The organism is Amycolatopsis coloradensis, assembly GCF_001953865.1.
In the GTDB taxonomy this organism is placed as follows: Bacteria; Actinomycetota; Actinomycetes; order Mycobacteriales; family Pseudonocardiaceae; genus Amycolatopsis; species Amycolatopsis coloradensis.
Genome location: NZ_MQUQ01000011.1, coordinates 157813 through 178313, shown reverse-complemented (window position 1 = coordinate 178313; position 20501 = coordinate 157813). Strand labels below are relative to the sequence as shown.

The 20501-nt window shown below is 70.3% G+C and carries 20 protein-coding genes; 7 read left to right on the top strand and 13 right to left on the bottom strand.

Annotated features, from left to right (window positions below; all coding sequences use genetic code 11):
- Window positions 1-76: 76 nt before the first annotated feature.
- Together BS329_RS21120 and BS329_RS21115 are read right to left on the bottom strand one after the other, a co-directional pair.
- Window positions 77-508: a hypothetical protein gene (locus BS329_RS21120; RefSeq protein ID WP_143253141.1), complete on the bottom strand. Its 432-nt coding sequence runs from the start codon at window positions 506-508 to the stop codon at window positions 77-79.
- A 117-nt stretch (window positions 509-625) separates the two neighbouring features.
- A complete protein-coding gene (locus BS329_RS21115; protein ID WP_076162973.1) occupies window positions 626-820 on the bottom strand; it encodes a hypothetical protein in 195 nt (64 codons plus the stop codon).
- An 822-nt stretch (window positions 821-1642) separates the two neighbouring features.
- Here BS329_RS21115 and BS329_RS21110 point away from each other — a divergent pair.
- From BS329_RS21110 to BS329_RS21085, 6 genes are all read left to right on the top strand, one after another.
- Window positions 1643-1966: a hypothetical protein gene (locus tag BS329_RS21110; protein WP_143253140.1), complete on the top strand. Its 324-nt coding sequence runs from the start codon at window positions 1643-1645 to the stop codon at window positions 1964-1966.
- An 810-nt stretch (window positions 1967-2776) separates the two neighbouring features.
- Entirely contained in the window at window positions 2777-3691 is a 915-nt protein-coding gene (locus tag BS329_RS21105) for an AfsR/SARP family transcriptional regulator (RefSeq protein ID WP_076162971.1), read from the top strand.
- Window positions 3688-4605, top strand: a complete 918-nt coding sequence (locus BS329_RS21100; protein ID WP_076162970.1) for a winged helix-turn-helix domain-containing protein — start codon at window positions 3688-3690, stop codon at window positions 4603-4605. Before BS329_RS21105 ends, BS329_RS21100 begins: the two co-directional genes overlap by 4 nt.
- Before the next feature lie 3 nt (window positions 4606-4608).
- Entirely contained in the window at window positions 4609-4899 is a 291-nt protein-coding gene (locus BS329_RS21095) for an acyl carrier protein (RefSeq protein WP_076162969.1), read from the top strand.
- The gene (locus BS329_RS21090) at window positions 4899-6233 is read left to right on the top strand and encodes a TrpB-like pyridoxal phosphate-dependent enzyme (RefSeq protein WP_076162968.1); all 1335 of its coding nucleotides are present in this window, start codon (window positions 4899-4901) and stop codon (window positions 6231-6233) included. Before BS329_RS21095 ends, BS329_RS21090 begins: the two co-directional genes overlap by 1 nt.
- Before the next feature lie 16 nt (window positions 6234-6249).
- Window positions 6250-7167 (top strand): hypothetical protein, encoded by a 918-nt coding sequence (locus BS329_RS21085; RefSeq protein WP_244197241.1) that lies wholly within the window; start codon window positions 6250-6252, stop codon window positions 7165-7167.
- 8 nt (window positions 7168-7175) lie between these two features.
- On the opposite strand, the gene BS329_RS21080 is transcribed toward BS329_RS21085, so the two are convergent.
- The 3 genes from BS329_RS21080 to BS329_RS21070 form a co-directional block, all read right to left on the bottom strand.
- On the bottom strand, window positions 7176-8390 hold the full coding sequence (locus tag BS329_RS21080) for an acetylornithine transaminase (RefSeq protein ID WP_076162967.1): 1215 nt from the start codon (window positions 8388-8390) through the stop codon (window positions 7176-7178).
- Window positions 8387-9415: an N-acetyl-gamma-glutamyl-phosphate reductase gene (gene argC / locus BS329_RS21075; protein WP_076162966.1), complete on the bottom strand. Its 1029-nt coding sequence runs from the start codon at window positions 9413-9415 to the stop codon at window positions 8387-8389. Before argC ends, BS329_RS21080 begins: the two co-directional genes overlap by 4 nt.
- Before the next feature lie 76 nt (window positions 9416-9491).
- Window positions 9492-10742: an MFS transporter gene (locus tag BS329_RS21070; protein WP_076162965.1), complete on the bottom strand. Its 1251-nt coding sequence runs from the start codon at window positions 10740-10742 to the stop codon at window positions 9492-9494.
- A gap of 187 nt (window positions 10743-10929) precedes the next feature.
- Here BS329_RS21070 and BS329_RS21065 point away from each other — a divergent pair, with 187 nt between their 5' ends.
- Window positions 10930-11778, top strand: coding sequence for a phytanoyl-CoA dioxygenase family protein (locus BS329_RS21065; protein ID WP_076162964.1), 849 nt, complete (start codon window positions 10930-10932; stop codon window positions 11776-11778).
- Between the two features lie 6 nt (window positions 11779-11784).
- Here the strand turns inward: BS329_RS21065 and BS329_RS21060 are convergent, their stop codons facing one another.
- The 8 genes from BS329_RS21060 to BS329_RS21025 are packed head-to-tail and all read right to left on the bottom strand — an operon-like array spanning window position 11785 to window position 20411.
- Entirely contained in the window at window positions 11785-13257 is a 1473-nt protein-coding gene (locus tag BS329_RS21060; protein WP_076162963.1) for an AMP-binding protein, read from the bottom strand.
- Window positions 13254-14156 carry a hypothetical protein gene (locus BS329_RS21055; protein WP_076162962.1) on the bottom strand — a complete coding sequence of 301 codons (903 nt, stop codon included), beginning with the start codon at window positions 14154-14156 and terminating at the stop codon, window positions 13254-13256. Before BS329_RS21055 ends, BS329_RS21060 begins: the two co-directional genes overlap by 4 nt.
- Entirely contained in the window at window positions 14153-15196 is a 1044-nt protein-coding gene (locus BS329_RS21050) for an acyl-CoA dehydrogenase family protein (RefSeq protein ID WP_076162961.1), read from the bottom strand. The genes BS329_RS21055 and BS329_RS21050 overlap by 4 nt, the downstream gene beginning before the upstream one ends.
- Entirely contained in the window at window positions 15189-16334 is a 1146-nt protein-coding gene (locus tag BS329_RS21045) for an acyl-CoA dehydrogenase family protein (protein WP_076162960.1), read from the bottom strand. The genes BS329_RS21050 and BS329_RS21045 overlap by 8 nt, the downstream gene beginning before the upstream one ends.
- A complete protein-coding gene (locus BS329_RS21040; RefSeq protein ID WP_143253139.1) occupies window positions 16331-16597 on the bottom strand; it encodes a phosphopantetheine-binding protein in 267 nt (88 codons plus the stop codon). Before BS329_RS21040 ends, BS329_RS21045 begins: the two co-directional genes overlap by 4 nt.
- Window positions 16598-16610: 13 nt before the next feature.
- Window positions 16611-17828 (bottom strand): type III PLP-dependent enzyme domain-containing protein, encoded by a 1218-nt coding sequence (locus BS329_RS21035; RefSeq protein WP_076162959.1) that lies wholly within the window; start codon window positions 17826-17828, stop codon window positions 16611-16613.
- The gene (locus tag BS329_RS21030; RefSeq protein ID WP_076162958.1) at window positions 17825-19282 is read right to left on the bottom strand and encodes a class I adenylate-forming enzyme family protein; all 1458 of its coding nucleotides are present in this window, start codon (window positions 19280-19282) and stop codon (window positions 17825-17827) included. The genes BS329_RS21035 and BS329_RS21030 overlap by 4 nt, the downstream gene beginning before the upstream one ends.
- Window positions 19283-19286: 4 nt before the next feature.
- Window positions 19287-20411 carry a PDDEXK family nuclease gene (locus BS329_RS21025; protein WP_076162957.1) on the bottom strand — a complete coding sequence of 375 codons (1125 nt, stop codon included), beginning with the start codon at window positions 20409-20411 and terminating at the stop codon, window positions 19287-19289.
- Between the last annotated feature and the right edge of the window lie 90 nt (window positions 20412-20501).

Genomic DNA, 20501 nt, shown 5'->3' with positions numbered 1-20501 from the left:
GCGTCGCCGACGACGAAACGGTCGTCGGCGAGGTCGGCCGACGCTCTTCAGCCGTCGGCACCCGGTCTCCGCCGTGCTACCACCGCAACCCGCCATGTGTCGCGACGGCGGTGTGGCTGAGCTCCTGGACGAAGAGCGAGACATTGCCCGCCGCGACGTTGTTGCAGATCCACGACCGAGGCGGGTCGATCGCCGGGAAGTACGTCGAACACACGACACGCTGGCTCCCGTCGTACAGTTGCCACTGCGCGGTGCCTCCGCCGAGCACGTCCGCGTCGATGCTGATCGTTCCTCCGGTGAACCATTCGTATCTGGTGGCGCAGTTCCAGGTGTCCGTATCGCACCGTGGGTTGGCCAGCGGCCCGGCAGCCTGACCGGCCGTGGCAGGCGTTGCCGACAGCACGGCGCCCAAGCCCGCGAAAACAACCGATACGGCCAGCATCTTGAGTTTCGATACCATTTCGATCTCCTGTATGGCTGAGGAATCACCCGACTTCGGGGTGCTCACGCCAGGGAACCGCCACCTGGTTGTTCACGGTCGGCGGCGGAGGTCTGAACAACAACTCCCGAACAAGCGGTGGCACAGCACGCTGCCCCTGAGAGCCCCCGAACAGCCGCCCGAGCTTTAGTACCCGGCGTCCGGTTCGTAGTGCGGGTCGTCTTCGGTGCCGGCGGCCACGTAGCCCCAGAACGCGGAGATCGGGAACGTGGCACGCAGGGGTTCCACGAGTGTGGGATCAGTGGGGTCCGCGCCTGGATACGTGATCGCCCAGGCTTGGTAGGTGCTGAGCGGGAAGCGGGTGCGGAGCTCGTCCCACACTTGGTCGTCGGCGACGATGCCGTCCGGGTTGACACCGTTGTCGGGGTCGTCGGCGTCGTCCGAGGCGACGAAACCTGCGACGACGGCATGCGCAGCCGCGGAGAGGGTGACTGTGGTGATCGGTGACTCTGCCTGCCTGATGGGGTTGGAGATCGCCGCTTGACGTGCCGTAGTCGAGGCGACGAGGTAGGCGATGACGGCGATCTGGTCGCAGGTGAGGGTTTGCGTCAGCGATCGCGAGCGCCGTTCGGTAGGCGTGGGCGATCGACCATGGCGGGGTGGTAAAACAGCGGCGGCATAGTCTGCTGGGAGCGACGTCGAGGTTCAGGAGCTCGGAGACGATATCGACGTTGACTCGCGCGACGATGGAGTCGATGGTCTTGGAGAGGTTGGTGCTGCAGAGCAGCTGCCGGGACATTCCGGGGTACCTGGCATAGGCGTCATTGCGATGCAGTGTCTTGTTCTTCTTCGCCTTGCCGTTCTTCGGCGGGCCACTGGTGTAGCCGAGCTCGACTGGGATTGCTGGGGTGTCGGTGGTGGCGTGAAAAGCGGTCATTGCGGCGTCCTTGGCCGGAGGCGGACAGGGACCGGCACCTGAAGTTGACTCGACGGCGAAGAAGGCCGCCGACGCGGCACGAGCGGGGACCCGTCGTGGACGTGGTCTCAGGCGGCGCCTGCGGCGTGACGTTCCGAAACTTGGTCATACCAGTTCGCGGCGTAAACCAGGTAGCTGTTGCAAACTCGGTGCCACGCAGCGCAACTCGGGTGCTTGGCGCGGCGGACACGTGCTGCCTTGCTCCAGCTCATCGTTCTCTCTCCGGTTTGAAACTGTTGATCACGGATGTCTGCGTACGCATGACAGCGCCCCATCGGCTACAAGTGAACCTGTCCCAACCGGTGCGCGATCGCCGTATACCGAACAGGCCGAACATGACCCGCTCGGAGGTCAAGCAACGTTTGCAGAAGGTGGAACACGCCCTTGAGGTGGTGGCGCTGCAGAAGCCGATGAGTGAGGTGAACGCACAGCACGCCGACGCGGTGAACACCGACGTCAACGACGTTCCGGTCGCCCGCTGGCCCCGCAACGGCGCCTACCCTCCCGGCCCCGGCCCGAAGGTCCGCGACCAGACCTGCCGGCCCAGCTGATCACCCTCGGCGCACCGCAGCCATCTGCCCGACTTCCCCCGCGCCTGGCTGCGGGCCGAGTACGCCGCCGTCCCCTCGCCGACGTACTTTTCGTCGTCACCCGCATTGCCTGGCCACCAGCACCGCCGCGCCCGCAACCTCGCCCAGCTGATCCACCCGGCTACTGCCCGGGGGCGAACCGGCGAGGTGACGTGTGAATGCAACATTTCGCCGCAGCCGATCGGGTGCGGGCACGGTGAAATTACCGTCACCAAAAGTGTGCCGTTGCGGGTTAGGAAAGTCACTATGATCCAGAACTGGCAATCAGCGACAACGGATCCTTTGTAGATGATCAAGTCAAGGGCTTCCACCCGAGCCGGGCGATCATCCGCCCTGTCGGAACAGTCAGACGACACTCGCAGTGCTCATACCAGCGGCAAGAATCCTCCAACGTCACCCAGATATAGTAGTTTTGACAAATTTCGCGAGGGAACCGTCTGACCACCCGTGACTGCCGACTCGGCAGTAGCCCTTCCATTTGAGTGGTATCCAGTGACGCAATTGCCGATCCTGTCGCGACCTGCGAGGCTATGAAAAGTGGCGTAAACCACCAACGCACCGAAGCCGAAAAGAATTGGCGGCGCACATACTCGCATACTCCGACGAGTGCGCGCGGATTCGTATCGGCCATTCGACACCCTTGTCGCGGGATGAGTGCCCGGTTCCGACGAGACGCCGAGGCCATCCACGTGACCACGATGGGACACGGGGCGTGAGGCGGGTGCGACCGCGGGGTCAGGTCGCTGTAAGGCACACGTCTGGGAGACGAACATGCGTTTCGGGATTCTCGGCACATTGCAACTGGAGACCACGGAGGGTCTGGTGGCGATCCGCGCCATGCGGGTCCGCGCGCTACTGGCGGTGCTTCTGCTCAGCGCTCCCCAGGTCGTATCGATGGAGCGGATAGTGGGTGGTATCTGGCCGGTCAGACCTCCACGCTCGGCAGTGGACAACGTGCGAACCTACGTGTTCCAGTTGCGCAGTCTCTTCGAACAGATCGACCAGCGCGACAGGCTGCGCAGTTACCCGGGCGGCTACTGCCTCGCGGTGGAGCCCGAAGAGGTCGACCTGCTGCGGTTTCAGAGCCTCGCCGACCACGGGCACCGCGCGGTCGCGATGGGCGACGTGGCGACCGGTCGAAATCTCTTGGAAAAGGCCTCCACGCTGTGGCGAGATCACCCGTTACCCGAACTGGAACTGGGCGCGGTGGTGCGGGCCAGGACGACGGCGCTCGACGAGCAGTACTGGCGGGTGCGCAGCGACCTGATCGCCGCCCGGCTCGCGCTGGGCGAGCACGCGGAGGTCGTGCCGACCCTCTACTGGCTGGTCGGCGAACGTTCCCTTGACGAAGCGCTGTGGGCACAACTGGTGACCGCGCTCTACGTGTCCGGACGGACGGGCGACGCGCTCGCGGCACTGGCCACGGCGCGGCGGACCTGCCAAGAGGAGCTGGGCGTCGACCTCGGTCCGGAACTACGGGAACTCCAGGCTGTCGTGCTCGACGGCGGAGATCTGGCCGAGGCGCCACGGCGGCACAGGGTCAGCGCCGGCGGTGCGGCGTTCAGCGCCACTCGGGCGCTGCCCGCGGCACCGCGGAACCTGGTCGGCAGACACGGCGAACTCAGCCTCGTCGAGTCCCTCGTCGGTTCCGGCTCGGCCCGGCCGAACTTGAGCGTCGTGGCATGAGCCTCGTCCTGGTCTCCGGTCCGCCCGGCGTCGGCAAAAGCGCCACCGCGCTCGCCGCGGCCACCGCCGCCGCCGAGAACTTCCCGTGCGGCCAGCTGTTCCTCGACCTGCGCGGTTCCGGCGAAGCACCGCTCGACGCCGCGGAAGCCTTGACCGAACTGCTTGCGGCATTGGGAGTTCGCCACTCGGCGGCCGCCGACGGAGTGGATTCGTGCCAATCGCTCTACCGGTCGCTGCTCGCGGAGCGCCCCACGCTCATCGTGCTCGACGACGCCGCGGCGGCCGGCCAGGTCGAGCCGCTGGTGCCCGGTACGGGCGCGAGCCTGGTGATCGTCACCAGCAGGCGACGGCTCGCCGGACTGGAGACCGACCTCACCCTGGAGCTGGGCCCACTGAGCATGGACGACGCGCTGGCGATGATCACTTCCGCGGTCGGGAAGGACATCGTCGACCAGGACCCGGCGGCGGTGCGCTCGATCGTGCGCTCCTGCGGGCTGCTCCCTTCGGCGATCCGGATCGCCGCCGCCCGGATCGCCGCGCGTCCGGTGCACCCGACCCGGGTGCTGGCCGAGCGGCTGCGCGACCCGGACTCCCTGCTCGACGAACTCGAAGTCGACGGGCTGAGCCTTCGTGCCGGGCTGATGCCGAGCTACCGCGCGCTCGACCGGGACGGGCAACGGGTTTTCGCCGCACTGGGCGGCTTCGATCCGGTCCACATCAGCGCCGACGAAGTGGCCCGGCGGCTCGGCATGAGCACCCCCGTCGCCGACCGGCGCCTCGAAGCGCTGGTATCCGAAGGACTGGTGGAGCCGGTCGTCGACGCCCAAGGAAGACCTGGCTACGGGATGTCCACCGTTCTGCACGCGTTCGCCCGTGAGTGCCGGGCCGAACATGACACCGTCGAAAGGAACTAGACCATGCGGGACTCCGAGATCCACGCGTTGATCAAGCGACTGCTGCTGGCCGACAACGCGGCGGTGGCCGAAATGAAGGTGGACGGCGGCACGTCGCTGGCCACCGGCGGGCTCGAACTGACCTCGTTGGAGCTGATCCGGCTGCTGGTCGGGCTGGAAGAGTCGCTCGACATCGAACTGGACGACGAGATGATCATGAACTCGCACTTCGGCACCGTCGACGACGTGGTGGAACTGGTCGGCCGCGGACTGACGAACTCGGGCCGCGAACTGAGCACCACCAGCTCGTCGTGATGGTCCCCCATGCCTGGTACAACGCCCTCCCCGATCTGGGGCTGACCCTGCCGCCCGACGTCGGCGGAGCGCCGCGCCCGGCCCGCGCGGAAGGACTGCAGGTCCCCGCTTCCCTGTTGCGCCAGGAGATGTCGACTCGCCGGTGGATCACCATCCCGGAACCGGTGCGTGAGCACTACCTCGGCTGGCGGCCGACACCGCTGCGCCGCGCGCCTGCCTTCGAGCGCTCGATCGGCACCAAGAGCCGGATCTACTACAAGTACGAGGGCGGCAACCTTTCCGGCAGCCACAAGCTCAACACCGCGCTGGCACAGGCCTACTACTACAAGAAGGCAGGCGCCAGATGCTTGACCGTCGGCACCGGTGCCGGGCAATGGGGCACCGCCATGGCCGCGGCGTGCTCGGTCTTCGGGCTGGAGTGCCGGGTCTACATGGTGCGCTCGAGCGCCGAGGCGAAGCCCTACCGGCCCGCCCTGATGCGCATGCTGGGCGCGGAGGTGATCAGCAGCCCGAGCCCGCGTACCGAGGCGGGGCGCCGGGCCCTCGCGGAGGGTGATGATCAAAGCGGCAGTCTCGCGATCGCCTTGGCCGAGGCCGTCGAGGACACCACCGAACCGCACACCCACTTCTGCGCGGGGAGCGCCGAGACGTACTCGCTGCTGCATCAGACCGTCATCGGTCTGGAGGCCATCGAGCAGCTGACGGCTGCCGGCGAGCACGCCGATGTCGTCGTGGCCTCGCTCGGCGCGGGAAGCAATCTCGGCGGCCTGGTGCTGCCGTTCCTGTCGGATCTCGTCGAGGGCGGGCGGCCGCGGTGCTTGTCGGTGGAGTCCACCGCCTGCCCGAAGTTGACCCGCGGGCGCTACGCCTACGACTACGTCGACGCGTCCGGCTCGATCATGCAGAAGATGTTCACGCTCGGCTCGACGTTCGTGCCGCCGGACATGCACGCCGGCGGGCTGCGCTACCACGGCACGGCCAAGCTCGTGAGCTCGCTTTACGACCAGGGGTTGCTGGAAGCGCGCGCCTATGGTCAGCGGTCGGTGTTCACCAGCGCCGCCGAGTTCGCCCGGTGCGAGGGTGTGCTGCCCGCTCCGGAGAGCGCGCACGCCGTGCACGCCGCCGCCATGGAAGCGCGCCGCGCCGACGACGAAGGCCGCGAAGACTGCGTCGTACTGGGGCTGAGCGGCCACGGGTTGCTCGACCTGGCCGCCTATGACAACTTCAGCTCAGGCGCGATGGTGGACGCGGTCGCCGACGATGCGGCGATCGCACGGGCGCTCGCCCGCCTCCCCAGCCTGCCCGGGACCCGGCGGGCGGCGACGGTGGACTGAGGATCGGAGTGAGTGCATGGCCAGGGCCGCGGTGGACTGGCTGCTGGCGTCGGCCGAACCCGCCGTGCGGGCGCTGACCAGACGGGACCTGCTCGACGAGGAACCGGACGAGGACGTCCTGTCCGGGCCGATCGTGCGAAAACTTTTCGCCGGGCAACGTCCGGACGGGGGTTTCGGGGTGGCGCCCTATCGCAAGTGGACGGGCGCGCACTGGCGGCTGGTGTCGCTGGCCGAACTAGGGGTGCCCGCAGGGGAACCCAGGGCGCTCGCCGCGCTGGAACCGGTGCTGACGTGGCGGCGGCGCGCACAGGCGCGGGTCCCGGTGATCGACGGTCTGGCCAGGGTGTGCGGGTCCATCGACGGGAACGTGCTCGCCGTGTCCTGTGCGCTCGGCCTGGCCGAGGATCCCCGGGTCGCCGGACTGGCCGAGCGGTTGCTGGAGTGGCAGTGGCCCGACGGCGGCTGGAACTGCGACCGTGCCGCCGGCGGACATCGCTCGTCGTTCCACGAGACGCTGCTCCCCGCGTGGGGACTGCACGCGCACGGTACGGCGACGGGGAACACCGATGCGCTGGCCGGTGCCGCCCGCGCAGCCGAACTGTTGTTGTCCCATAACCTTTTTCGGGCATCCGGTGGTGCGGTGATCGACCACCGGTGGCTCGTGCCGCACTACCCGGTCTATTGGCACTACGACACACTTCAGGCGTTGCTGGTGCTGTCGCGCATGGACAAAGTGCGAGACGAGCGCGCTTCGGAAGCGCTCGATCTCCTGGAAGAAGCGCGTGACGCGGAACCCCGGTGGTCGGCGGGCCGACCGTGGTGGCGGCCTCCGGGCAGCCGGGTGGCGCCCGAAGTCGTCGACTGGGACGCGGCCGGTCCACAGGAGATGGTGACGCTCAACGCCCTGCGAGTACTCCGCCGCGCAGGGCGCTGAGCGAGACTTCAGCCGGCCGCGTCGGCGAGGATGTCGGGCAGCGCCGCGGAGAACTCGGCCGCCTCGGCTGCGGTGAGGATCAGCGGCGGCGCCAGCCGTACGGCGTCGGGGCGCACCGGGTTGACGAGGAAACCCGCACGGGCCGCCGCCTCGCACACCTTCACCGAGACCGGTTCGGCCAGCGTGGTCGCCAGCCACAGGCCCCGGCCGCGCACACCGGTGATCAGGGGGTGTTCCACCGCGCGGATGCCCTCGGCCAGAGCGGCGCCGACCCGGGTGGCGTTGTCCAGCAGGCCGTCGCGCTCGATCACCGAGAGCACGGCCAACGCGGCCGCGCACGCCACCGGGTTTCCGCCGAACGTGCTGCCGTGCGTGCCAGGGACCAGAATTCCGGCGCAGGCACCGAAACCGACGCACGCGGCGATCGGCATCCCGCCCCCGAGCCCCTTGGACAGGGTCATCACATCGGGGACGATCCCTTCGGCCTGGTGGGCGAACCACCGGCCGGTACGCCCGATACCGCTCTGGACCTCGTCGAGGACCAGCAGCGCACCCGCGGCATCGCACGCCTCACGGGCCGCGCGCAGGTATCCCTCGGGTGGGCTCACCACACCCGCTTCACCCTGCACGGGTTCCAGGAACACCGCGGCCGTGTCGTCGCGGACCGCGGCGGCCAAGGCGGCGACGTCGCCGAACGGCACGAACCGCACGTCGACGCCGAACGGGGTGAACGGCTCGCGGATCGCGGGGACACCGGCCATCGGCAGCGCGCCCATCGTCCGGCCGTGGAAGGCGCCCTCGGCCGCGACCACCACCGGCCTGTCCCGACCCTGGGCGCGCCGAGCGAGCTTGACCGCGGCTTCGGTGGCCTCGGTGCCGGAATTGCACAGGTAGACACGCGCGTCCGGGGCGCCGAGCAGGTCACGCAGCCGCTCCGCCAGTTCGACTTCGCGCTCGTGCAGGAACTGGTTGGACGTGTGCACCAGCTCGCCCGCCTGCCTGGCGATCGCCGCCGCGAGGTCCGGATGGCCGTGCCCGAGCGAACTGGCCGAGAGACCGCCGATGAGATCGAGGTAGCTCCGGCCGTCGACATCGCGGATCCGGCAGCCTTGACCGGCGGCGAGCGCGATCGGCGGCGCGGGAGTGCCGTAGGTGGGCATGAGCGCACGGCCGAACCGGGCCCGCAAGCCGTCGGTCGCCGTATGCGTGGCGGTACTGGTCATGACGCTCCTCGTGTGGTCAGGCCGGTGCTCTCGGGCAGGCCGAGCATCAGGTTGGCGTTCTGCACCGCCTGCCCGGCGGCGCCCTTGCCGAGGTTGTCGATGGCGGAGAGCACGACGCCGCGGCCGGTGCGGGTGTCCGCGCCCGCCTGCAGGAGGGCCGAATTGGTTCCGGTCACCGCGGCGGTCGCGGGCCACCGGGAGGCGGGAAGCAGCCGGACGAAGCGCTCGTCGCGGTAGGCGTCGGCCAGCGCGGCGCGCAGCTCGTCGCTTCCGGTTCCGTCGCGAAGGCGAGCGCTGCAGCTGACGACGATCCCACGCTGCATCGGCACGGAGAATGGGGTGAACGAGACGGTGACGGGCGCATTGGCGAAGGTGGCGAGCTCCTGTTCCATCTCGGCGGGATTGCGATAGGTCGCCCCCACCGTGTACGAGCGCAGCGCGCCGAGGACATCACCGGGAGACAAGGAGGCTTTGGCCGCTCGTCCACCACTGGACGTCCCGGAGACCGCGGTGACGACGAGGTCGTCCGGGTCGATCCGTCCCGCGGCGAGCAGCGGCCCGAGCGCCAGGATCACCGCGGTGGCATAGCATCCGGGGGTGGCCACGCGGTGGGCACCGGCGATGCGTTCCCGCGCACCGGGGATCTCCGGCAGTCCGTATGTCCAGCTGCCCGCGTGCGGGCCGCCGTAGTAGCGCTCCCACACAAGCGGATCGGTCAGCCGGAAGTCCGGGCCCAGGTCGACCACGCGCACCGACGGCGTCAGCTCGGCGGCCAGCCGGGACGAGTGTCCTTTCGGCAGCGCGATGAACACGACGTCGGCGGCCCCGAGCACGGCGGTGTCGGTGGGTTCGAAGACCCGGTCGCCCAGCTCCGTCAGCCCGGGATGCACCTCGGACACCGAACTTCCCACCTGGCTCCCCGCGGTGACCGGCCCGAGGACCAGTTCAGGGTGACCGTTGATCAGCCGCAGCAGCTCGCCCCCGGCGTTGCCGCTGGCCCCGGCTACCGCGACCTTCACGCTCATCCCCATGCTCCTCGCCTCGGTGACCTACTCCCCCTCATGCTGACGGAGCGGCATACGCGGCGGGTACACGCGGACGTCAGGCGGCTGCCCGCTCGCTCTCGTCGAGGTGACGGACGGCGGGGGCGAGCATCGGCAGGATCGACAGCAGGAGACCCGCGGCGATCATCCAGACCGATCCCGGGAACCCGAGCACGGTCGCCAGCACCCCGCCCGCGAGGCCACCGAGCGGCATCGCCCCGTAAATCAGGAACCGCAGGGTGGCGTTCATCCGGCCGAGCAGCTCCGGTGGGCAGATGCCCTGGCGGTAGCTCAGCTGCGCGACGTTCTGCATCGCTCCGCCGAAGAAGGCCAGGAACGTGCCCAACGGGTACAGGAGCACCAGCCAGCCGCTGCCCGCCAGCGGCGCCAGCAGCAGGAAGGGATATCCCGCGACCAGCGGCAGCCACATCGTGCGCCGGGTCCCGATCCGGGCGCCCGCACAGGAGGCCGCCGAACTGCCGAGCAATCCGCCGAGACCCGCGGCGGCGACCACCAGACCGTAGGCACCGGCGCCGAGACCGAGGTGTTCGAGCAGGAACACCGGCTGCACGGCGAGCAGCGCCGACTCCCAGAAGTTGCCGAGGAATCCGGCAAGGCCCACCAGCCGCAGCACCGGGTGACGCAGCACGAACCGGCCGCCTTCGGCGATCTGGCGACGCAACCGGGTCTTGACCACCACCGGCCGCTCTTCGACGTGCCGGATACGGGCCAGCGCCACGGCGGAGAGCAGGAAACTCACCGCGTCCACCGCGATCCCCACGACGGCGTTGGTGAGCTGTACCAGCCAGCCGCCGAGCGCCGGGCCACCCGCGCGCGCACCGGTTTCGACGGCTTCCAGCCGCGCGTTGGCACTCAGCAGGTTCTCGCGCGCGATCAACGACGGCACGTAGCTCATCGACGCGACGTCGAAGAACACCGTGCCCACACCGGCCAGCAGGGCCACGACGTACAGATGCGGCAAGGTGAGCACGTCGAGCAGCGCCGCGATCGGCACCGAGCCCATCAGCAGGAACCGGGAGAAATCCGCCGCCACCAGCACCGGCCTGCGCCGGAACCGGTCGACCCACGCCCCGGCGGGCAGGCCCACGAACGCGAACGCCGCCGTGCCCGCCGCGGTCAGCAGGCCGATCTCCAGCGGTGAGGCGTTCAGCGACGTCAACGCGATCAGCGGCAGCGCCACGACGGCCACCTGGCTGCCGAGCTGGCTGATCGCGTCGGCGGTGAACAGCAGGCGGAAACCGCGGTGCCCGAGGAAAAGGCCGCTACGGGCGGATGTGCTCGTGTTCATCGGCTCCCCCGGCATGCTCACGAATTTTACCGGCGCTCGCCGCGATCGCGCGGTGGCGCGCGACTGCGATGCTCACCATCCTCGATACAGGCCGGATACATCGCGCGCTCGCTGTACTGGACGTGTAGGTCGCAGCGGGAAATTGGAAGGCATGACTACAGAAACCCGACCCGATCGGGTTATCCCCATGCGCGACGAGCTGTCCGAGGAACAGATTCGGTCCTACCGGCGCGACGGTTTCCTGGTGATCGAAGACTTCCTCGACGCGGACACCGTCGGCTGGCTGCGCACGGTGTTGTCGGAAGCGGTGGTCGGGCGCGGTGGCGCCCGGCTGCCCGGTGAAGGACGCCGTGCGACGACCGCCACCGAAGCGGGCAGCGACGATCGCCGCAGACTGCTCGACGCACTGGGGAAACACCGGTCCAAGGCACTGAAAGTGCTGTCCCAGCACGTGAACCTGTGGCAGGACGACGAGCGCGTGCGCCACTTTTGCCACGATCCCCGGCTCGGCAGGCTGGCGTGCCGTCTCGCCGGCATCGGCGGAGTGCGGATCTGGCACGACCAGACGATGGTCAAACCCGCCTGGGGCGCCCCGACGGGATGGCACACCGACACCCCCGTGTTCTCCTTCACCCACCCGGGCGCGTCGACGTTCTGGTTCGCCCTCGGCGACGCCGACCTGCGAAACGGTTGCCTGCACTACCTTCCGGGCAGCCACCACGACCGGGTGGAGGCCAAAGGCGACCTACGGCGGCTGGACGGGTTGCGCCTGCTCAACCCGGCGTGGGAGCACGCCGAACCGATACCTTGTCCGGTACGCGAGGGCGCCCTGATCGTGCACAGCGGGGACACCGCGCACGCCGCGGGCGCGAACATGACACCGTTCGCCCGGTCGGCCTTCACGATCTCCTGGCAACCCGAGGGCGCGGAGTTCAACGGCACGGCCAACATCCTGCCCGAACGAATTCTGGCGACGCTGCGCCCCGGCGACCCGCTGGACTTCGACGAGTGGAACCCGCTGGTGTATCGGGTCTGAACCGGGTCACCGGCCGGCGCGGGTGAGGACGGTCAGCCTCCGCCGGTCGGTTTTGCCGTTGTCGGTGACAGGGAGGGCCTCCAGCCGGTCGAACCGCGAGGGCACCATGTAGGGCGGCAACTGCGCGCGAGCCTGCTCGGAGAGCTCGCAGGTCTCGGCAGCGCCGGTGTAGAACGCCCGCAGGTCGACGCGGCCGGGTTCGGGCTCTCCGGCGACCACGGCGACGTCGTCGACGCCGGGGAGGGCCCGGAGCACGGCCTCGATCTCACCCGGTTCGACACGCTGACCGTTCACCTTGACCTGGTCGTCGATCCGGCCCAGATGGAGAAGGTTCCCGTCCGTCCAGGCGACCCGGTCGCCGGTGAGGTAGTAGCTCTCGGCGGTCACACCGTCCTCCGCGTGGGTGAACCGGCCGGTGTTGTCGCTCGCGTCTAGGTAGCCGTCGAAGCGCTGGAGGCCCCGCACGGCCAGCTGGCCTTCGTCCGCGGGATGCCCGCGCTCATCGAGGACCACGGCGTCGAGGCCTTCGTTGGGCAGGCCGATCGGCACGGACCCGTTGGCGGTCGACGGCCATGCGCCCGCCGGCAGGCGGTAGCGCGTGCACGTGATCGTCAGTTCCGTCGGTCCGTAGAGGTTTTCGACGGTGCTGCGCGGCGCGGCGGCCGACCAGGCTCGCGCTTGCTCCAGGGTGAGCCGCTCCCCCGCGAACAGGCTCCAGCGCAGGTCCGGCATGCTCCCGGGGCGCAGCGCGCGCAGCCTGCGGGCGAGGGTGATGATCGACGGTACCGAGAACCAGTGCGTGATCGACCGCGATCGCACGAAACCCGTGGGTGTCACCAGATCCTGTTCGCCCGGGACGACGAGCGCCGCGCCTGCCCGCCACGCGACGAACAGATCGAACACCGACGGGTCGAAGGTCAGCGCGAAGGTTTGCGAGAGCCTGCTCCCCGGGCCGACGTCGTAACGGCGTATGCAGTCGCCGAGGTAGCCGATGAGGTTGCGGTGGCGTATCGGCACCCCTTTGGGCCGCCCGGTGGACCCCGAAGTGAACAGCACGTAGGCCACGTCGTCCGGGTCTCCCACCTGATCGGGCCACGCGATGGGGCCGGTCGAGACGTCGGCGTCGTCGGGCACGGCGAGTCCGCCGGCGTCGGTCTCGGCGTCGGTGAGGACGAGTTGGACACCCGCGGCACTGCTGACAGCCCGTACCCGAGCCGCGGGCCAGCGTGCGCTCATCGGCACGACGGTCGCCCCGAGTGCCAGCACCGCCAGGTATCCCGCGTAGGCGGCGGGCGTCCGTCCACAAAGGAGTCCGACGGTGCGGACCGGTCCGTCCACGCGGGCGCGTACGGCCGCCGCGATCCGGGCCGCCCGGTCCAGCAGTTCGTCGTACCGAAGGGCCCGGACGCCGACTTGGAGCGCGATGGCGCCGGGATCGCGCCGCGCGGCTTCGGTGACACCGTCGAGGATTCCGGTCATGCCGTCCGTCCTGTCTTCGGGGCGTCCGCACGCAGGATGGCGTCGACCGCGGCGCGGGCGACGCCCCAGCGGGGACGCCCGCGGACAGCGCTCTCCACCGCCATCTGCACCCAGCGTGGCAGCGCCGCCCACAGTTCGGCGGTGGCGAGTTCGGTCTCGGTGTCCCCGGAGAGCGCCCGCCACCGGTGTGCGAACGCGCGATGGCCGGCGGCGGCCCAGATGTCCGGGAGCTGCCGGACCGCGTCCGGACCCGCGTCGGCGAGCCGGCTCATCAGCAGTGGCAGGACAAGCGTGTCTTCGTCGACGAGACCGCTCTCCGGCGCACGCTCCCCGCCGGATCCCGGGACTCTCCGGAGCAAAGTCGCACCGGTCGTGGTGCCGGGCAGGGAAATCCTGGCGCCGAAAGCCATCTCGTTGCGCACGCGCTGGTGCGCGTCCCACTCGGGAAGTCCGGTGATCGCGGTCATCAGGACGGACCGGGTGACGGTGCCCAGATATGGCCGCTGGGTTCCCTGCGGCAACAGGGCTTCGAACGCGTCCTCGACCGGATACCGGTCCGCCTCGGCACCGGTGACGAGCAGCCAATGTGGGGCGGGAGCCGAACCGAAGGCCACCGACCAGGGCAACCGGGCGGTATCGGCGACGACCAGTGCCCGGCCGTGCCGCCGGATCTCTTGACGCAGCACGTCTTCGGTGTCCGCGGTGGCGATCGCGGCGTATTCGAACCGGGTGCCGTCGGGCAGGCGATCCAGTGCGGGAGCGTGGTGGGAGAACACCAGTCCGTCTTCGGTGGTGCGCACCGCGAGCCGTACCGACCGGGCCAGCACGGCGGCCGAGTCGAACTCGCCCGCGAGGTAGCGCTCTAGATTCGCGGTGTAGCAACTCAGTCCGGCTGTCACGACACGACCTCCGTCAGCAGATCGTCGGCGTGCTGGGCGATGCCCTGCAGCAAGGCCCCGCTCGCCCCGCCCGCGATGCCGAACATGGCGGTCTCGGCGCGCAACGAGGCCAGGCCACCGTCTCGGAACGACTCGGCGCCGAGCAGGTCCACACATCCGGAGAGCACCAGGTCGACGGTGTCGGCGCAACGCACCTTCAGCAGCATCGCCGCCGTGGGCCGCAACGGGCCTGCCGCCGCGGCCGCGACCTCGGCGTCCAGTGCGCTCAGTGCGACCAGGCAGCGGGCGAACCGGTCGCGCACGGCCGCGTTGTCCCACAGCACACCGTCCCCACCGGGGCGTTCCCGGAGACGCCGACAGGTATGGCGCAGTACGCGGCGGCAGAGGGCGCGAGCCCACAGGCCGCCGGCCAGCCGCTCCCCCGCCATGGCCCGGACGAACTCCGCCATGGCCCGGCCAGGCCTGCCGACGAGATGGTCCGCGTCGAGCCCGACATCGCCGAGGTCGACGTCGCCGATCCCCGCCCCGGTGAACAACGCCTCGGCGCTGGGCCGCACCGTCGCCCGCCCGGCAGGCAGCAATACCCAGGCGAAACTGGTGAAGTGCCGCGTTTCGCGTGATCGCGCCAGCACGAGCAGGTGGTCCGCCCACATCGCGTTGGTGATCCACCGCTTTCCGCCGTCCAGACGTGGCCCACCCGCCTCCTGACCGAGCCGCGTTCCCAGGTCCATCAGGTCCGAGCCCGCCGCCGCCTCGTCGGTCGCGGCCAGCGCCACCACGGCCTCGCCCGACAATGCCGCCTCGAACACCTCGGCGGCACGGCCGCCGCCGGGAGCGAGGGTGCGCAGCAACGGGATGACCGAGGCGAGCTGCACACAGACGGAAAGCACCACGCCCACCGGATGGCGGGAATCGAGATCGGCCAGCAGTTCGCCCAGCGCTCGCGAGGATTCCGGACCGGAACAGCGCTCGATCGCCCCGGACCGGCCCAGTTCGCGCCATACGGCGGTCGCCTCGGCCGCCACGAGCAGATCAGGCAAGACGCACCGCCGGATCGCGGAGCGCGAGCGCGCCGTTGGTCTTGCGCAGCCGGTCGTCGGAGTAGTTGAGCGAGGCGGAGCGCAGGTCCCGGAACGAGCGTTCGAGGCGCAGCTCGGAATCGGCGAAGTAACCGTGCTTCAGCCCGACGATCTCGATCATCTCGTCCACCGCCGCGAAGCACTCCCGCGCGGCGTGCGTCTTGAGGGTGTTCACCAGCAGCTGCGTCGAAAGCTCGGTCGGGTCCTCTGTGGACTCGACCGCCCGCGCGGTGTGCCGCAGGACGGCGTTGGTGACGTCGAGCCGTGAACGCACCGACGCCAGGCGTACCAGCGCCAGGTCCGATCCGGGATCGAAGCGCTTGCGCCCGGCGGCCGAGCGCAGGTGACGCAGCAACCTGCTGTAGGCACCCACGGCGGTGCCCAGCCAGGCCGCGGCCCAGCCGAGGTGGGCCAGCGGGGCGAACAGGGCGGCGGCGATACCGGGGAAGGCGCCGTGCCCGCCGACCACCTGGCTCGCGGGCACGTCGCCGGTCAACCGCATCGGGCCGCTCTCGGTGGCGCGCATGCCCAACGGCTGCCAGCCGCCGAGTGGGGCGACGCTCACCTGGTCACGCTCGACCCAGACCAGGTCAACCTCGTTGGGCGAGGCCGCCCCTGGCGAGCGCATGGTGACCAGAAAGGCATCCGCGTGCAGGCCGCCGGTGACGATCGGCGCGGAGCGGTCCAGCCGCAGCAGCCCGTCGTCCAGCCGGGTCCGGGCGTCCGAGTCGAGCAAGCCGCCGCCCTTGATCTCGGTCGTGACAGAGGCGACGTAGCACCGGCCTTCGGCGATTTCGGTGAGGGCCCGCTCGCGCAGGTCGCCCTCGGCGTAGCCCGCCAGCGCGGCGACCTGCTGGCCGTGCATGGCGAAGATCATCGCCACGGACATGTCGGTCCTGCCCAGCGCGACGGTGGCCTCGACCAGATCCCCGATCGAACCGCCGAGGCCGCCGTGCTCCTTGGGCACCATCATCCCGAGCAGTCCGGTGGCCCGCATGGCTTCGAGCGCGGCGACCGGGAAACGCGCCTCCCGGTCGGCGGCGTCGGCTTCGCGCTCGGCGGCGATCCGGACCTGCTCGACCGCGTCCGCGGCGGTCATGCCGACCGCCTCGTCTCCGTGCCCAGCTCCGCCTCGATCACGGTCCACAGGCTGCCGACGGTGGCGAACGTCGCGTCGGTGAGCCGCTCGTCGGGAATGACGACGGCGTAGGTGTCCTCCACCGCGAACAGCAGTTCCACGGCACGCATCGAGTCCAGTCCGAGCGCACGCAGTTCGGCGTCGGGGGTGAGTTCCGCGCCGTCGCCCGCGTATTTCAGGTAGGGCAACAACATCGCGGCGAAGTCCTGGTCCACGGTCTCCATCGGCGGCACTCCTTCAGGTGGCGGTACGGGTGGGGTGGGTGCGGACGAGCTCGAGGCGGGAGACGTCGACGACCCGCCCGTCCTCGACGATGACCTCGCTGGGCAGCGGGTGGCTCAGGAAGGCGACCACGCTGGCCGTCAGGCCGTAGGCGCCGACATTGGGGACCCGCAGCACCTGTCCGCGGGTCACCTCGGGCAGCCGCGCGCTGCGCGCCCAGGTGTCCAGCGGCGTGCACAGCGGGCCGACCAGCAGCACGGGGTCGGCGGGCTCGGTGGTGCTCTGGGCGTCGCCGGTCAGGATCTCCGGCACCAGCGGCGGCAGCCGTCGCAGTCCGGACATCCCGCCGAGGTGGTTGATCCCGCTCTCCAGTACCACGACCCGCTGCCCGTGCGAAAGCTTGACGTCGGCGACCCGTACCAGCAGCGACCCGCAGGTGGCGGTGAGGTAGCGGCCCGATTCGAACGCGACCTCGGGGCTGCCCGTACGCCAGCCGGGGAAGGTCGCGTCGAGCAGATCCGCGACGCGCTCGCCCAGGTCCGGGAACGGCGCCAGAGCACCGGCCTTGGCGAACGGTGCCGGGAAACCGCCACCCAGGTCGAGCACCTCGGGCTCGGCGCCGAGGACGTCGGCGAGGGTGCGCGCGGTGGCGATCGCATGCCCGAACTGGGCGACGAGAGCGTCAGCGTCGGTCAAATTGCTGCCCGCGTACAGGTGGAAGCCGGCGAAGCGGTCGCGGAAGGTGTCGGGGTCGGCGGTGACCCAGGCCGCGTCCGCGCCGAAAGCGGAAGTCACCCCGGTCATCGCCAACCCCTGTCCGCCGCCGGGGGCGGTCTCGGCGTTGACCCGTACGAGGCATCGAGCGTCCACATCGGACTCGTCGGCCGCACGGGTGACTTGGCCGAGGCCGGCGGGCGAGTCGACGGAGAACCAGCGCACGCCGAGCCGGGTGGCTTCGAGCACCTCGGCGTCACGTTTGCCTGGGCCGGTGTAGAGCACATCGGAGGCGGACACCCCGGCGGCCAGCGCTGCCGCGAGTTCCCCCGACGAAGACACCTCCGCGCGGCAGCCGAACGCGGCCAATGCGGCGATGACGGCGGGATGCGGATTCGCCTTGACCGAATAGAACAGGGTGCTCGGCTCGGGCAACGCGGCCTTGAGCAGGCCGTGCGCGCGGCGGACCTCGTCCAGGTCGTAGACGTAGGCCGGGGCCTGGGTGTAGGTGACGCTCATCGGGCCGCCACCGTGTCGAGCGCGCGCCGGTCGATCTTCCCGTTGGGGGTCAGCGGAAGCCGGTCGACCACCACACACCGGGCAGGCACTTTGGCCGGTTCCAGCTGTTCGACGAGTGCGGCCAGGACGGCATGGTCGGCGAGCTCCGACTCCACGAACAGCGTCGCACCGAACTCGTCGTCCCCCGGCAGGCGCACGGCGGCGGCGCGCACCCCGGCGACTCGGCAGGCCGCGGCCTCGACCTCGATCGCGCTCACCCGCGTACCGCGTTCCTTGTAAAGGTCGTCGCGGCGTCCCGCGAAGTAGACGTATCCCTCGTCGTCGACCCGGCCCTGGTCACCGGTGCGCAGTTCGGGGAACAGGCCCTCGGCGCGGGCGAACACCCGCGCGGTGAGTTCGGGACGGCGCCAATACCCGGTCATGACGTTCGGTCCCCGGACCACCAGCTCCCCCACCTCCCCCGGCGGCACACGGGTGCCGTCCACCCCGATGGCGAACACCTCGGTGCCGGGTAGCGCGCGTCCGCAGGAACCCGGGCGTTCGAGGTCTTCGTCCGGGGCCAGGATCGTGGCGCGCTTGCATTCGGTGAGCCCGTACATCAGCTGCACGCGCAGCCCGGGCGATGCCGCCCGAAGCCGGGCGAGGAGCGCCGGCGGCATGGCCGCACCGGTATTGGTGAGCAACCGCAACGACGGGGGCGCCGGACGGCGGGCGACCAGCCGGGCGAGGGTGGCGGTAAGTGAGGGAACGCCGGGCAGCACGGTGGCACCGGCGGTGGCCAAATCGTTCACCAGCGCCGGACCGGCGCCATCGGTGAGCCACAGCCGCGCACCGGCGAGCGCGCACAGGAACAGCTGGTAAAGGCCGTAGTCGAAGGACAGCGGCAACGCACAGTAAACCGTGTCACTGTCGCGATAGGACAGTACATTTTGGACAGCCCTGGCCGCGAAGCACATCTGCTGGTGCGTCGAGACGACGGCCTTCGGCAGCGCGGTGCTGCCCGAGGTGTAGATGAAGCAGGCAGCGTCGACCGGGAGCGGCCGGGCCATCGGCACCGGACGGCCGGGAAGCTCACCCGGGACGCGCACCGGCACGCCGTCGGCACCGGCGACCGTCGACACACCGGGGTCGTCGGTGACCACGAGTACGGGCCCGGCGTCGGCGATCATGTGCCGCAACACGGGTTCCGGCAGTTCCGGACGGATCACGACGAAGACCGCGCCGACCCGTGAGCATGCCCAGACCAGCGCCGGGACGTCCTCGGGACGGCTGAGGCAGAGCAGCACCCGGTCACCTCGGCGGACACCGGCGCCGGAGATCCCGGCGGCCAGCCGCAGGCTGTCGTCCGCGAGCTCGCGGTAGGTCCACCCGCCCCTGGGCGACGCGACGGCGGAGGCGTCCGGGAACCGCGCGACGGCGGAGTCGAGCAGGTCGTGAAGCACCTCGGCGGACACCGGCCTACCTCCGGACCGTCGCACGGGTGAACAACCGGACGAGCCCGTCGACGTCGCCGAGGTCGTCCGCGCCGAGATCTTCGGGCAGGTCGGCACGCAGCTCCCGTTCGACCCGTTCGAGCACGTCGACGAGCCGGAACGAGTCGAATCCCGGCAGCTCCCGCAGGGTCGGCGCGCCCGCGACGGCGGCCGGGTCGATCGCGAGGGTCTCGCCGACCGCGGTCAGCACCACCTCGCGGATCGCGGGGAACTCGGCGGTGCCGGTGAGTTCGGCGTCGACCCGCAGCTGGCGGCACACCTCGTCGACCACCTCACGGCCGACCGGGTGGCCGCGGCGGAGCCTGCGCAACGCCAGATAGGTGCGCGCGGCCAGCCGCTGCCACGTCTCGACCCGGCCCGCCGATCGCCACACCTCGGCTTCCTCCGGCGAGTGGTCATCGAGCCAGCGCAGGTGCAGCCGCCGGTCGCGTTCGATGAGCCACACGTCGAGGACCAGCTGTTCGACCGCGGCCTCCGAAGTCCGTTCGGCCAGGGCGTAGGCGTCGATCCCGGCGGCGGACGGTACCGGCGGGCGGACGGGAACGGCGCCGGACCGCAGCATGGTGACCAGGACCGGTCCGCACGCCAGCAGTTCCGCGATCTGCTCGTCGGTACGAGACCAGACGCCCGGGCGCGCGGGACCCCATTGGGTGTCGTTGTGATAGGCGTCCACGACGTCCCATCCCTCCTTCGCGCGGGCGAGCACGAAGCTGTGCGACATGTGCTCGTGGCGGGCGTATGGCACCCACGGGAGGTCGAAGGCGTCGGCGACCACGTACAGCGGCCCGTCGCGGCCGTCGAGGTCTGCCAGGTCGGTGACCTTCTCCGGTGGTGCCGAGAGGAGGCCGAGTTCGTCGCGGGCCTGCGCCAGGCGGGCGGTCAGGTCCGCGGCCTCGGCGTACCCGGTCCCGCCCGGGGCGGGGAACCACGGCCGGGCACCGAGACCGCGGTGGGCGCCCGGTCCGCCGATCACGTCGGCGAGGACCGCGACCCCGGTTTGCAGGCAGTCCAGCGCCTCGGAGGGCACGGCGGCGACAATCTCGTCCCACCGGATGGCCGTCGGCGGGGCATGCACCTGTTGTTCGGTCACCGGTCTCCTCGCTCCGTCTCGGAAATCGCCAGTCGTGATCGCTTCGCCGCCAACACTCCCCTCGGCGCATACACAGCGGATACGGCGACC